General features: G+C 43.2%; 13 protein-coding genes. All 13 read left to right on the top strand.

All coding sequences use genetic code 11. The features are described from left to right. The first annotated feature begins 5 nt into the window (after positions 1-5). The 13 genes from AOR04_RS09025 (at position 6) to AOR04_RS09085 (ending at position 14,448) form a co-directional block, all read left to right on the top strand. Positions 6-473, top strand: coding sequence for a hypothetical protein (locus tag AOR04_RS09025; RefSeq protein WP_096793120.1), 468 nt, complete (start codon positions 6-8; stop codon positions 471-473). Further along, positions 473-895, top strand: a complete 423-nt coding sequence (locus AOR04_RS09030) for a phage virion morphogenesis protein (RefSeq protein WP_096793121.1) — start codon at positions 473-475, stop codon at positions 893-895. Before AOR04_RS09025 ends, AOR04_RS09030 begins: the two co-directional genes overlap by 1 nt. A gap of 33 nt (positions 896-928) precedes the next feature. Continuing rightward, positions 929-1,372 carry a phage tail terminator protein gene (locus AOR04_RS09035; protein WP_096793122.1) on the top strand — a complete coding sequence of 148 codons (444 nt, stop codon included), beginning with the start codon at positions 929-931 and terminating at the stop codon, positions 1,370-1,372. Then, positions 1,369-1,572, top strand: a complete 204-nt coding sequence (locus AOR04_RS09040; protein WP_096793123.1) for a hypothetical protein — start codon at positions 1,369-1,371, stop codon at positions 1,570-1,572. Before AOR04_RS09035 ends, AOR04_RS09040 begins: the two co-directional genes overlap by 4 nt. Further along, complete coding sequence (locus AOR04_RS09045; RefSeq protein WP_096793124.1) at positions 1,569-2,468, top strand: hypothetical protein; 900 nt, start codon at positions 1,569-1,571, stop codon at positions 2,466-2,468. The genes AOR04_RS09040 and AOR04_RS09045 overlap by 4 nt, the downstream gene beginning before the upstream one ends. Positions 2,469-2,476: 8 nt before the next feature. After that, positions 2,477-2,803, top strand: a complete 327-nt coding sequence (locus AOR04_RS09050) for a hypothetical protein (RefSeq protein WP_096793125.1) — start codon at positions 2,477-2,479, stop codon at positions 2,801-2,803. Between the two features lie 20 nt (positions 2,804-2,823). Beyond that, positions 2,824-3,171: a hypothetical protein gene (locus AOR04_RS09055; protein ID WP_096793126.1), complete on the top strand. Its 348-nt coding sequence runs from the start codon at positions 2,824-2,826 to the stop codon at positions 3,169-3,171. Then, positions 3,131-6,565 carry a tape measure protein gene (locus AOR04_RS09060; RefSeq protein WP_232525457.1) on the top strand — a complete coding sequence of 1,145 codons (3,435 nt, stop codon included), beginning with the start codon at positions 3,131-3,133 and terminating at the stop codon, positions 6,563-6,565. Before AOR04_RS09055 ends, AOR04_RS09060 begins: the two co-directional genes overlap by 41 nt. A gap of 56 nt (positions 6,566-6,621) precedes the next feature. Beyond that, positions 6,622-7,539 carry a hypothetical protein gene (locus AOR04_RS09065; protein WP_096793127.1) on the top strand — a complete coding sequence of 306 codons (918 nt, stop codon included), beginning with the start codon at positions 6,622-6,624 and terminating at the stop codon, positions 7,537-7,539. 83 nt (positions 7,540-7,622) lie between these two features. Further along, entirely contained in the window at positions 7,623-8,228 is a 606-nt protein-coding gene (locus tag AOR04_RS09070; protein WP_096793128.1) for a hypothetical protein, read from the top strand. Continuing rightward, positions 8,228-8,818: a hypothetical protein gene (locus AOR04_RS09075; protein ID WP_096793129.1), complete on the top strand. Its 591-nt coding sequence runs from the start codon at positions 8,228-8,230 to the stop codon at positions 8,816-8,818. The genes AOR04_RS09070 and AOR04_RS09075 overlap by 1 nt, the downstream gene beginning before the upstream one ends. Beyond that, entirely contained in the window at positions 8,802-9,212 is a 411-nt protein-coding gene (locus AOR04_RS09080; RefSeq protein WP_096793130.1) for a DUF6950 family protein, read from the top strand. The genes AOR04_RS09075 and AOR04_RS09080 overlap by 17 nt, the downstream gene beginning before the upstream one ends. Next, on the top strand, positions 9,205-14,448 hold the full coding sequence (locus AOR04_RS09085; RefSeq protein WP_096793131.1) for a phage tail protein: 5,244 nt from the start codon (positions 9,205-9,207) through the stop codon (positions 14,446-14,448). The genes AOR04_RS09080 and AOR04_RS09085 overlap by 8 nt, the downstream gene beginning before the upstream one ends.

The following is a 14,448-nucleotide window of genomic DNA, read 5'->3' on the forward strand; positions in this document are numbered from 1 at the left end:
TATGTATGTTTACGACAGAACAAGCAGTTATAGACAAAATTGGCATTAATACGCTGTTGCAGTTTGCGTCAAGTAAGTTTAACGAAGTGGGCAATCGCGTAACGCGTGATGATGTTGAAGCCGCGCTTTTAAGTGAGACGTACAGTGAGTTGCAAGAGCAAATTAATGCCTGGTATGCGCAAGCACAAAAAAATGTAAATGCGGTTATAGCCGGTTATGTATCGCGGTTTGCATTAAACCAAGACGATATTAATAACTCGGTATTGCCAGGCATTGCTAACGATTTAATGCATTGTGAGCTTGCCCCTAACATTGCTGACGAAAACCTTAAAGCCCTTAAAAGCCACGCCATGGCGATGCTTGATAAGGTTAGTAAAGGTGTGATCCAAATTAAGGAAGACGCGCCTGCAGGCGTAAGAACTGGGATGCGAACCAAACCTGCAGGCTCTCAATTTAATTGGGAACGCTATTAATGGCGGGTGTATTTATACATATAACCGGGAATGCCCTACCGCGCTTAGCCAAAATTGCAAACACAAGCGGTAAACCAGCTGATGTATTGGACGACATTGGTGCATTTTTAGACATGGACGTCACCACTCGATTTTTACGTGAAGTAACGCCAGAGGGCCGTAAATGGGAGCAATCGCAAGCAGCAAAAGACCGTGGCGGTTTAACGCTGACTGATGAGCGTAACCTTGCAGGCTCTGTTACGCATAACGTAAACGGCAATACGCTTGAGCATGGCTTAGGTGAAAAGTATGCAGCCATACACCACTTTGGTGGTGAAACTGGCCGCAATAAAAGCGTGACGTTACCTGCACGGCCAATACTGGGTATAGCTGCTGTGCAAGAAACTGAGATTAACGACATCATAGCCGATTGGTTAATTTAAACAGTCCCTTGGTTAAGTTTAAAGAGTATTTAAATGGCATTTAACTTTGATTTAAACAACATAGAAGCCCTGCTAAGTGCAACTATTTTTAATGCCACTGTGGAGTTTGCGAGCGATTTTAACCATGTACGTGAACATGCTGTACACAGTGCGCAGCTGTTTGTATTGCCATTGGCCGATGACAATACCAACACCAATGAAGTGCACGGCGTTGACGAGTACCAGGTTAAAGATGTGTTTGCGGTGATGATTGTTATTCCCTGTGCTGCAGGTAATGCGCACAGCGATATACAAATAAAGCAATTACGTAGTGATGTGAAAGACGCCGTTGCAGGTTGCCAGTTCGCTGGTTGGAACCCAATTAAGCTAGATAAGGGCCGCACTATTGAGCTTAACAAACAAACGAATAACTTAATTTACCAATGCCAGTTTAATGTAACTGGCCTACATACCGTAACTGTGAAGGTGATGCCATGAGCAAACAAACCGAGTCGCAACCGACTAAACCCGCTGAACAACAGGCTGACGTTAACATAAAGCCTAAAAAGTCGAGCGCGATGACGATTGCCCAAAACGTTAACCAGGCTTTAGCTAAAGCAAAAGGCAACAGAGATGAGATAGCCGGCGCTTTTAACTTAAAAAGCGGTGAGCTAATTAAAGTGGAGGTTAACACATGAGCAGTTGGCGATTTAAAGACAAGCTTATTTTAGCGGATGCCTTGGGGACAACGCTCACTGGCCTGCATGCCATTTATGCTAGCGATGTTGAGTTTGCACTTGAGAGTGAAAGTGAAAAAGACGAGTTGGAAACCAGCTATAGCGGTGCAAGTATGGAAACCTTTTACGGTGAACATATAAGCCTTAACTTTAAAACACCACTTGCCATGAGCGGCACAGCTGGTAACGAACCTGCCTTTGCCCCGCTGCTACTTGCTTGCGGCATGGTACAAGTGGCCGATGCAACAAGCGTTACCTTTACAAAAGGGGCCGCTGTTGCAGTTACATGCTTAGTACGCTTTGGTAAAAATACCCACAACATTAGCGAAATGAAAGGCAACGTGAGCTTTGCGCTCGAAAAGGGTAAGCCCATGTTGAACTGGCAGTTTAAAGGGTTATTTAGCCCGCCGGTTGAAAGCCTTGCCGCCCCTTCGGTTGATTGGGACCGATGGGTGCGCCCCGAAGTACTCGGCGTAAGTAACAGCAGTGATTTTAAGCTTAACGATGTCAAACGTACCCTGCATAAACTTACGGTCGACTTAGGTAATAACGTGGTGTTTGACCGTGCCATTAACCATGAAGAAATAATGATAACCGGACACGAAAGCAGCGCCAATTTTACGCTAACCGCCGAAGAACTGGCCACCTTTAACCCGTTTAATGAGGTTGGCAAAGTGCAGTTATTTGAATTTACTCATGGCACTGCGGCAGGTAAAAAAGTGACTATTATTGGTCGTTACCAAATGCCGGTGCCTAAATACACAAGTTTGGATTCAGAATTGACCGGCTATGAGTTTGACGGGAAATTAGTACCCAGTGGCACAGGCTACGACGAATTAACGTTAGTATTTGAATAGGTGTAACCATGAAATTAAAACTATTAAACGACTTGAAAAAAGCAGTTATAAGCGCCCCGCTTAACTTTGAGTTTGGTGGTCTACTTTTTAAATTTACCGCCCAAATTAAGCTAGTTCCTGAAAGTGAACTTAAAATACTCACTGAGAAACAAGGCGCGAATGACGGGGATATTGTGCGTGAGCTGTTAGTAAGTTGGGATGACTTTATTGATGACGGCAAAGATGTCCCTTTTGATAAAAGCACACTTGAAGAGTTACTTGTTTATAGCGGCTTAACAGCGCGCTTAAGTGTTGAGTGCATTAACGCCCAGTACCGTATAAACGAAAAAAACTAACCGATGTTGCTAGGTGGTTTTTGGGCGACCTAGCAGCAGCCAGTAAAACACTTGATGACGACGAAGCCCATTTTGGTGCGCCTATGGCGCAGGAAGCACCTAACAAAGACGACACATTGTTTGTATTGCCCTCAAACCACACAGCGGTATTGGCATTAACTACTGCAAGTAGCCAGTGGCAACGAGATAATGACGGGGTTGAAATTGCCCTTGATTATGCTAGGGCAGATATTGCCTGGCGCTATGCAAACATAACAATTAACCCTGATGATTTTGCAAAACTGCAAACCCTAGAGCGCACCATAATTGGACTAATAAGGCGACCCGATGAGCAACAACTTGAATTTGGCGTTACGCTTAAGTTATGACGGTAAAGCTGTTACCACGGGTGCGCGCCAAAACGTAAAAGACATTAATCGCATTAAAGACACAACCAAAGAGCAATCAAAGTTTGCTCAAGACGAGTCGGCAAAGCAAATTGATCATTCTCGTAAAACGGCTACATCATTAAGTACAATACCTACCGCCATACACGAGCAAATACCTGCATATCAACGCGTTGGTGTTAGCCAAGCAGCGGCAATGAAGCAGCAAAGCAGCGCTACACGCAATTACGTAAATGAGTTAAATAACCCCCCTAAGGCCATTGATAAACAAGTTGTAGCCAACGAAAAAGCGGCAGTCAGTCAAAAAACCACGTCAGCAAAAAAAGACGCAAGCGTAAGGCAGAGCGTAACCGAACTAAATCGCGTACCAGTGGCTATCAATAAACAAATTACAGCCCAGAAAAAAGCAGCGGTTACGCATGCCTCAACTGCTAGACAACAGCAAACATACACGCGTCAAACGGTTAATGAGTTAAATCGTGTACCAGTGGCTATTCAGCGCCAAGTTGCTGCTAACCAGCAATTAGGCGCAAGCCAAGCCCGCATTATGCAACAGCAAGGTGCGATGACCCGCCAACTAGGGTTAATGAATACAGCGTACGGGCAAATTGGTGCAACACTTACAGCACTTGTTGGCATTGGTACCGCGACGATGTTTGTGCGAGATACGGGCGCCGCACAATTACTTGATACTCGCTTAAAAGGATTAACGGGCTCAGCTGAAAATTACGCCAAAGTACAAGAGTATTTGTTTGCCACATCAGACCGATTAAACACCGGTTACACCACCCTAGCCGACTCTTACAGTAAAATTTTAACGCTACAAGAAGTGGGTGTTGTTACCCAAACCCAAGGTAAAGCCATTTTAGAGGGCATGGCTAACGCCGCTGCTAAAACAGGTGCGAGCAATGTTCAGCTTGGGCAAAGCTTATTTGGTATGACCCAAGGGATGACTGCCGGCGTTTTACGTGCAGAAGAGTTAAACCAAGTAACAGAACCTATGCCAGGGCTTTTACAAAAACTCGATAAAGCAGCAGGTAAAGCCGCCGGTGGTTTTAGGCAAATGGTGAACGATGGCCAAGTAACCAGCCAGATGTTTAAAAATTACCTTATTAAAGCACTTAACGATTACGCCGGTGCTGCTGAAGCCACCGAGGGTAAAATAAACGCCAGCTTTGCTGAAATGGGTAACGAGTACCAGCGCTTAATACGCAAATATGAAGAGCCTGTAAACTTTGCAGTTACCAGCGTGGTTGATTCAATTACCGATACCATGGCGTATTTACGCCAAAACGAAGACGCTGTTGATAATTTGGTATTTGCGACAGGTGCATTGGCTACTGTATTAACAGGCCATTTAGTCGCGGGTTTAAGTGCCAGTGCGGCAGGCTATGTTGCTAATGTGGCCGCTAAGAACCGTGCGTTAATTGCTGATGCAGCCCTAGCAAAACAAAATCAAGCCAATGCTGTATTAGAGCTACAACGCGCCGCAGAAATGAAAATATATGCACAGCACACGCTTGCTGTGGCTAATACAACCAATATACGAACTGCAGCAATTGCCCGTTTAGCCGCCGCGAATACGCGATACACAACAACTCAAGCAGCTGCTACTACTGCTACAAATATTTATATTGCTGCAGCTGGGCGAGCCACCCTCGCAGCGCGTGGCCTAAGTACAGTAATGGGGCTATTAGGTGGTCCTGTTGGTTTACTGGTTACTGCTGGGCTTGGCCTAGCTTATTTTGCAAGCCAGGGCGATGACGCTACTGACTCTGTTAATAAATTAAAAGAGGCTAGTAAAGATTTAAACCCTTATGCCAATTTAACCGGTAGCCAGGCGCAAGGCTTGTTGTTAATGGCACAAGGGCGGATTAAAAACGCGATTCAACTTGCTGATGAAGCAAGAGAGCGTTTTAACAACCCGTTTTTAAAAGGTAAGTTTACAGATGTTGAAGTTGCTGAAAAGCGCGTTACCGACTTAAAAAATGAAATTGTGGCACTGCAACAAGTGCTTGCAATTAAAGAGCAAGAAAAGCCAAAACCTGTTGTAACAAGTACTGCCCTGCCAGATAACATAAAGCGTTTAGAAGTAAGCTTAATGGGCGAAGAAGCGCGTTTAAAAGACAGCTACGAAAAACGTAAGCAAATGGTGATCGTCGCGCGTGAAAACGATGCCGCGAATAAAGTAAAGTACGATGCTATTTTAAAACAGCTTGATGTTAAGTACGGTGAAGACTTAAAAACCATTGCACAAAAACGTGAAACTGAAAAAACACGTATACAAAACCAAGCCGAAGAAAAACGTAAAAACGATTTACAGGCAGACTTAGAAAACCGTATAGCGGTTATAAAAGGCTTTGCGGGTCGTGAAGCATTAGCCGCTTACAATAATGAGCTGAGTGTTGAACAAGCTAGGCAGCAAGCCAGAGTTGATGCTGCTAGGCGTGCCTCGCTGGGTGTAAAAGATGAAAAAGAAGAGGTTGTTTTAAATGCAGATAACCAAATTTTACAGCAAACCCGAGCAGATGAATTGCTGCTTTTGCGTGGATTTCATAGCCAAGTAGAGGCTGATACGCAAGCTCATAAAGATAGGGTTCGTGATATTGAGTTAGAAAACGAACGTAAACTGCACGATGACAAAATTGCAGGGCTTATGGGTTACAACACAGCCAAAGAGCAAGAAGACACGGCCAGCTCTAAGCGGGTTATGTCTGCTTTTGCTGGTCAATTTGCACCAGAGTATCAAAAAGAGCTTGTTGCATTAACTGGCTTTGAGTTGCAAACAAATTCGGAAAAAGCGAAAAATGTGGTGGGCATTGGTGCGGCAATGTTCAAATCTTTGGGTAGCCAAAGTAAAACAGCTTTTAAAGCGTATAAAGCATTTGCCATAGCGCAAGCGGTAATTAATACCTACCAAGGTGCCACTGCTGCGTTTACGTCTATGGCGTCTATCCCGCTTATTGGCCCTGTACTTGGTGGTGTTGCTGCAGCTGCAGCAGTAATAAGTGGGTTACAACAAGTACGCCAAATTAAAGCGCAACAACCAGCGGGTATTGCACACGGTGGTTTAGATTATGTGCCGAACGAATCGACTTATGTATTACAACGTGGTGAACGTGTATTAAGCCCTAAACAAAATACAGAAATTAGCCAAATGGCGCGCCGTTACAATGCAGGCGGCGCAGCGAATGATGGTAGTGGCTCAGGTGGCGTTACGTTAAATATAACCAACCAAATTACTGTGCAAGGTGGCGCGAACGAACAAACCTCACAAGCGGTTGGTCAAGACATAGCTCGCCAGGTTATAGGTGTTGTGGTGGCTAATATTCAAGAAAATGGATCGATTATTCGCGCAGTGCGTGGCGCTGCTTAGTTGTTAAGTAATTGAGATTGGTGTAAAAAGAAGTTTTAAAAAGCGAGGGAATGTTTATGATTAAAGACCGCAAAGAAAAAATAACTAATATTTTAAAGCCGTTAAATAGAAACCCTGCAATTTATTCTATATTTATAGGGATATTTGTTTGTAGCTTATTCATATATGAATTTTTTAATAAATTCAATTTCAATTTAAATACTCCTCTTGAAAGTTGGGTTGCAACTGCGACATATTTTAATAATGTATTTTCTCCTATCTTATTATTCGTATCGATACTCTTACTTTATAGAACATGGAAAGATTCCAGGTCTGCACTCGAGTTACAAAAAGTTGAACTAGAAGAAACGAAGTTAGTTCTTAGGGAACAATCGGACACTCAAAATTTTAGTGTTATCAAAGATGCTGTATTTGAAATTGCAGAACAAACTAAACTACTATCTCAAAGGAAGGTTGTCCTAATTCAATATAGTAAAGAAATGAAGCTTTTTGATGCTAACGATGAGTCATTGGCAGTTGAAAATGAAGACGTAGATGATGATATGAAGTATAAATCCACTACATATACCATTGAAAACTTTTTACATGACCATTTCTTATTGGCTAAAGCTGGAAGACTATCTGATACACCTCGATCTAGTTCACAAAAAAATTTAATATTTAGCGGTCAGTTTTATGATTATATAGAGAAAGTAAAGACATTAGCTCTGTTTATGCAAGCGCTAAAAAGTACTGAATATCGTCAAATTTTAGAAATAACATTATTCTCGAAGCTCACTATTTTCACTTGGCTTTTATTTGTTGAAATAGCTTTTCACCTTTTAATAACAGCGAAAGAAGGAGAAAAAGAAACTGCAGAACTTGTTTTTCTTGAGGTTGCTGGTTTAACATGTAAACAGCTAAAAGAGGTATATTGGATAACTTCACTCTCTGATGAAGTGCTTTTAGAGCTAAAAGAACGTAAGCTACTATGACTATGTAAACCTCTTTCCAGCCGAAAGCTTACCCCCTAAATTCTATACTCGTTCCCAGTGTTTTATTATGAAAACTGGTAACGATGCAACCACTCCCTCTACCCAAACGGCCTAAGCTTTCTAACTTTACGTTAGTGCCTAATAGCCAAACTCATTTAAATAAAGCCAACAATGCCACTGAGGTTTATGACCTTGAAGGTGCTTACTGGGAATTTGAAATTGAACTTACTAATGTGCCTGAGCGCGATGCATTAGCCCTTGATGGTTTTATTGCCAGCTTACGTGGCCAAGTAGGCACGTTTACCTTAATTGATTACCGCCGCGAACAGCTTGATAAAGATTTTACGGGAGTTGTGCGCGGTGAAAACCAAGACGGTAATATTTTAAATATTGACGGTCTACCCGCTAACCAGACCTTGCTGGTTACTGGCGAACGCATGCAAGTTGGCGTTGGGCAAAACACTGAGCTTAAAATATTAACATCTGACTTGATAAGTAATTCGATTGGCCAAGCAACTGCTATTTTTGAATCCCCTGTTCGTAAAATTCCTGCAGACAATACTTTAATTACCTTTAAACAACCCGCTGGGTTATTCCGACTTACTGACAATAAGCAAGGGCTTGCCAGTGCACAGTATAAAAAAGGCATTGTGACGAGCTGGAAGATTAAAGGAAGAGAGGCATTTTAATGGAAAGTTTAAACCCTGCCTTATTGAGTGATTTAGCAAATAGTGGCCGTGCACGCTACTTTGTACGCTTAGCTTTTAAAAGTGGTGATGTGTTGCTGCATACCGGTGTCGGTGAACGCCGATTTAATAATTTAACCTGGCATGGTGTAGGTATGCTTGGCACTGTAAGCGAAATCCCCGCTAGTGATAAAAACGACAGCACGCGGATCCGCTTAACATTACATACACAAGATAAAGCGGTGCTAGGAGAAGTCGCCGAAAACGATCCAATAAGCCATCACTGCGAAATTTACCTTGTGACTGTTGATGAGCATTATCGTGTGAACCAAAGCCAACTCCTAGAAAGTGGATACATTGTTGCGTGTGATATTGAGCGTGGCGATGTGTCCCAAGTGCAACTCAGTATTGCTGGTGAAAGTGAACGCTGGAAAGATGCGCGATTAAATCAACGCTGGAACCACGCAACACAAACGGCTATTTACCCTGGTGATATGTTTTTTAGTGAGCAAAGTACCGCCAATACACAAAATCTTCCTGATACTCAGCCTGGCAACTATATAGGAAATAAACGCTATGAACGTCGCCGCTAAGCTTGCTGCTTTCATTAATCAACGCAAATGCTCACCTTTTAAATGGGGTGAAAATGATTGCTGTCTTTTTGTTGCCGATTGGGTGCTATTTTCAACGGGTAATGATGTGGCGAGCGACTTTAGAGGTAAATATCAAAGTGAAAAAGGTGCGTTTAAACAGTTATTTAAACAGGGTTTAAATAATGTTGAAAGTGTGTTTAAAGACCGTTTAAACCCTGCTATAGCACTTAGTTACGCCCGCCGTGGTGATATCGCCGTGGTTGAATTTAAAGGTGAGTACGTAGGCGGCATTGTAACCGTTAACGCCGTGGTATGCGTTGGTGAAAATGGTTTAGTGACCTTGCCTATGGGCGTTGTTAAGACGGTTTACCCATTGGAGGTGCGTAATGTCTAAGGTAGTTGAAGCCGTTGTTGATACTGGTGGCGATATTTTCGGTTTTGGTCGCAGTCTTTATGATAAGACAGTGGGTGCGCTGTGGGATTCACTGACACCTGATGTACCTGAAGAGGACTTAGCGACATTAGCAAAAGGCTTACAAAAAGGCATTGACCAACCACGACGTATTACCTTTGGTCGTGACCGCGTTGGGGGGGTTATTGCACACCAAGCGGAGGTTGAGCGTAACGATAAAAAATTTGTTCAAATGATTGTGCTTATAAACGGCGCACCTATTGATGCATTAGAAGATGTTTATATAGCTGATAAGCCGATTACTGCTTACCCAACTGAAAGCTGGGATTATCTACTCAGTGATGGACGCCAAACCAGCGCTAACGTAAAAGCCGTAAGTAAAATGGCTGGTTGGACGAATGAACACATAGGCTTTGGCCAAGCGTATATTTTTATTGAGCTTGAAAATAACCGAGAAGTATTTGAAGACGGTATATCTGAAACTGAGTTCTTAATACGTGGCGCACGTGTTTGGGATCCCCGCGACACAAACCAGAACCCTGATGATGAAAATACATGGCTGTGGACCCAAAATGCGGTGCTATGCGCCCTGCATTATGTGCGTTTTTATGGCGCTCACGAAGTGCCTTTTGAGCGTTTACCATTACAGTGGTGGATTGCTGCTATTAATATATGTGATGAAGAGGCTGAGTTTAAAGACTCTGATGGCAATGTTACGACTGAGCCACGATATACAACCAATGGAAGTTTTACATTTAGCTCTAAACCACTTGAGGTCTTAAATCAGTTAGAAGCGTGCTTTGCCGGTAAGATTTTTAGGCAAATGGGCCAATGGTATGTACGTGTTGGTGCCTGGTATGGCAACCCGACATATACGATTAACCAGGGTGATGTCCATGGCAATATAAAAATAAAATGGCACGCAGATTTACGCGACAGGGCCAATATTGTTAGAGCGACATTTACCGATCCTGCTCAGAATTATGACAGTACAGATGCCCCCCCTGTAGTTGCTGATAACTATCAAGCAATTGATAATCAAATACTTGAAAAATCGATAAGTTTACCATTTGTAAGGAGCGCCACCACTGCACAGCGTTTAGCAACTATATATTTAGAGCAAACGCGTTTAGGTGAAATTGAGTTACCACTTAAACACAAAGGCCTAGCTGCTGCTGTAGGACGCACGGTGTATTTAAACTTACCAGGTGAGTCGATAAACAATAAGATTTATCGTGTTGTTGAACGTCGCTTTAGATTAGATGGTGGCGTTACTGTGATGTGTATTGAGGATGGCGCTGATTTATGGGCCGATAACCTTGTACCAGGCGCGCAGGATTTAACACCCAACAGCGACTATTTGGTCGGCAAACCGCAGTCTATTTTTGATGTACGGGTAGTAATTGATGGCGATGGAAACGGTATTATTAAATGGCATCACCCTGCTCCACTTACTGTAAATGAATACGACGTAGAGTTTATAAATACCACTGCAAATGAGCAGGTATTTAAAACCTCAGTAACGTACACACAAGTAACTATTCCAAATTTACAATTGGGTGAATATATCGCCCGCATTAGTGCTAAAAATATCTTTGGCCAACGCTCATTGATTGTTGCTGTGCAATTTAGTGTATTAACCCCGACTTTGCCGACAGTGTATGTAACTGCTGATTATAACCAAATTACGCTCACTGCAGAGATTGCAGCAGCTGGCATTGGCACACAGTTTGAGTGGGAGTTTTTAGGGACTATTGACTTACCAACAAGCGGCGAACGTGTGCTTGCACAAATTTATAATCGCATTGGCTTACAAAGTATAACTGAGTATAAATTTAGGGTACGCAGTGTTAATCACTTAGGTGCAAGTGATTGGGTTAATGTAACTGCAACTACAACAACTGTTGATTTATCAGAATACATTAATGACATTGAATTAACTCAGTTAAGCGAAGATGCACAAACGCTCATAGATGACATTAACAATCAAGTTGATCGCCTGCGCCCTGGAACCGAAAACAATATACCTGAGGTGCTTGCAAACACCGTTAGTGAACTTAATTTAGAGCAAAATAGACGCACGGATATTGAAAAAGGTGTGCTGGATTTATCAGCAAATTATACAAATTGGCGTCAAAATTACGAGCAACGTCAATTAGGTAATGAGCGCTTAATTGATGCGGCTGTATTTGTTGATCCAGAAAGTGGCACCATTGTTAACCGTGCGTTTGCGTACACAGACGAGGCATTTAGCGAGGCCAACGTATTAATTGACGGTGTAAACGCAAGCATTGAACTGCAGGCAAACCGTATTTATCAAAGCAACACCCGCTTAAGTCAAGCTGAGGCAACGCTATTAGTGCAAGCGGGGCAAATAACACAGCGCGCCACATTTAGTGAAGTTCAAAGCGAAATAGCGGGTGCAATTGAAGCGTTAAGCCCCGCTTACAGCTGGCAGTTTAATAGTAATAATGAGGGGTTTAGTAATGTAGATAGCCACAACGCACAAGGGTACATTGTAGCCCATGGCACGGTTAGCGCCCCTGCGGTGAGTTACAGCGCCAATGAAAGCCCAATGTTTAGGCTGCGCGTGCGTTTGCATGCTGAGGCCACTTGGTTGGGTGAGGTATCTGTAAACAATGGCACTGCGGTTATTAATATCCCTGCCCCTACGAGTAATGAATGGCAAACACTGCAAATAGACGCAACCAGCACTAATGGTTACACAGGTACCGTTACTAATTTAGCGTTTAACCTGGGCGATTGTGACATTGATTTTATTGAAATTGGCAAACGTGGTGCGAACGACCTCGCACTAAATGATATTACCGCTCGCAACACCTCGCTTGAGAACGACATTAATGCTGCAACGGGTGTTATGGCGCAATATGCCACTACCGCATGGGTGAATGCGTTTGGCTTTCAAACCCTTAGCAGTGTAAATGCGATTGTTGATACGTTTAATACAACGTACCAAGTCAGCGCTACGCTTGAGCAATTAACCGATAACAACACCCTTGAAAAAGCCAACAATGCCCAACAATTTATTAATGGCGCAGCGGCGTATATACAAAACCAAATTACCGCCTTTAACGCCGCAGACGGTGGCATTGATGCCCAATTTAGCAGTGTTGATGAAAAGCTTGATGCCATCAATGGCTCAATCAGTCAAAACATAGTGCAAGTGCGCGGACTTGAACTTGAACTGCAAGACGCAAATTTAAATGATGTGATTACCGCTGCTAACCAGTTACTACAAAACAACGAGCTAGCAACGCAAGGTATAAAGTTAGCTTTAGCACAAGATGAGTTAATGGCCAAAACCACTGAGCTTGAAAGCGTTGCAAGTCAAACGCTTGAACTCGCAGCGGTTTATGAACAAAGCCTAGGCGCAATTACCGTATTAAATAAAGTTGTCGCTAATGATCACCAAGCAAGCGCTATACGTGATGAGCGCTATCAAGCCACGTTTGATAAAGTAACTGCCCGTTTTAGTGATGTAACTACAGCTATTGCTACAATTAATGAAGCAAACACGGTACGCGATGAGGAATTTGCCTCACTTATTGACGATACCATTGCTGAGTTTGATGAAATAACCCAAACCTTTGCAAGCCAAAACCAAGCGTTCACAACGCTTGAGCAAACGCTTACCAGCAAAATAAACACCGATACCGATGGCGCAAAAAATGAAGCCATCGCCACAGCACAAGAGTACACCCGCACCGCAGTGGGTTACTGTGTCGACGCCGAGGGCAATATCACCAACGAAAGCGACGCCGTACAATGTGTTGCAAACAGCGGTTCATGGGTTAATGGCCCCCTAGCTGAGTTTATTGCCAACCTGCAAATAACGGACGGTGAAAGCACCGCAAGCATTAAACAGTTACGCCAATTATTTACCACTGTGGATGGCAAACTCGTTGCCCGTGGCGGCTGGACGCTTGATAACAATGGTCGCGTTACCGGTATCGCGGGCTATAACGATGGCGAGTTAGCCAACCTTGATTTTATTGGTGATATTATTCGCCAAGGCGCAATGGTCGATGGCCACTTTGTGCCTACTTCATATGTTGATAATACAGATCCGACAAAGCCACAGCATGTCATTAAGGGTCGTTTAGTATTGGGTGATGGCCACTCTGTTAGCTCACTGGATGATATTAAAGCGCAAGATGGTCAGAACGGTGCTACAGGGCCGCAAGGTATTGAAGGCCCCAAAGGTGCAGATGGTCAAAATGGTATGGACGGCGCAAAAGGTGATAAAGGTAACAGTGGCACAAATGGAGCTGATGGTGCGCGCGGGGCTGGCCGTTACACCGTAGCTACTTCAACCGGCGCATGGTCAAACTCAATAGCCAATGCGGCAGTGCCCAGTAACTCACCTGTTATTGACGACATAGTGACAATTTATAAAGCCAGCGATCCCGTTATTGAAACCACAAAAAAATACAATGGCTCATCATGGATTGGCTACGCACTTTTAGTTAATGGCAATGCAATGATAAAAGGATCTCTCGATGGTGATTCGTTTAAAGCTGGAACCCGCATTGAATCCCCTCGTATAGATTTAATTGGTAACGCATTTATGGAAATTCGATACGCCGATGGATTTGGCCCTGATAACCTATTTTATTGGTTCGGCCCTCAAATATTATCAAACGGTCTCCCTAACTTGGATGCATTAACAAAAAGCAACGCGACAGAGTGGAAAGACACTGTAGGAAACTCATATTTTGGTGGCTCTGTTGCCGCTGGTAGATATAGCACAGCATTAACTACAACTGACTTATCAGCCAGTGCAAATGTCGAAATTGGACCGTTCGGTTCAAATGGTGGTGTGATAAATATTGTGTGTTCATTGCAATTTAACTCATTGGCCTCTGGCTCTAGTACTAGCCCACCAGGTAAACCCTCTGATCCACAATACACGATTCAATTATCTGAGCTTTATGGTAATAGTTGGGTAGTAAGGCAAACGCAAACATACAATGGGGCTGGATCAATAGTTCGTTATGAATACGATCATGAGACACGTAAATATTATTGGTCATTAAGCCAATCCGTTTCAGGTTCATTTACTTACACAGATGGTAAAAGAACAGCCTCTGATAGAACTTATAAGCTTGCTATTACGAGTCGTACAGGGGCAAATATTAACATAGGCAGTTATCAAAAACCGTCTCAGAAATTATCAATCATTTCACAAGAGGACTAA

It is taken from the genome of Pseudoalteromonas sp. 1_2015MBL_MicDiv, from assembly GCF_002407505.1.
In the GTDB taxonomy this organism is placed as follows: domain Bacteria; phylum Pseudomonadota; class Gammaproteobacteria; order Enterobacterales; family Alteromonadaceae; genus Pseudoalteromonas; species Pseudoalteromonas fuliginea.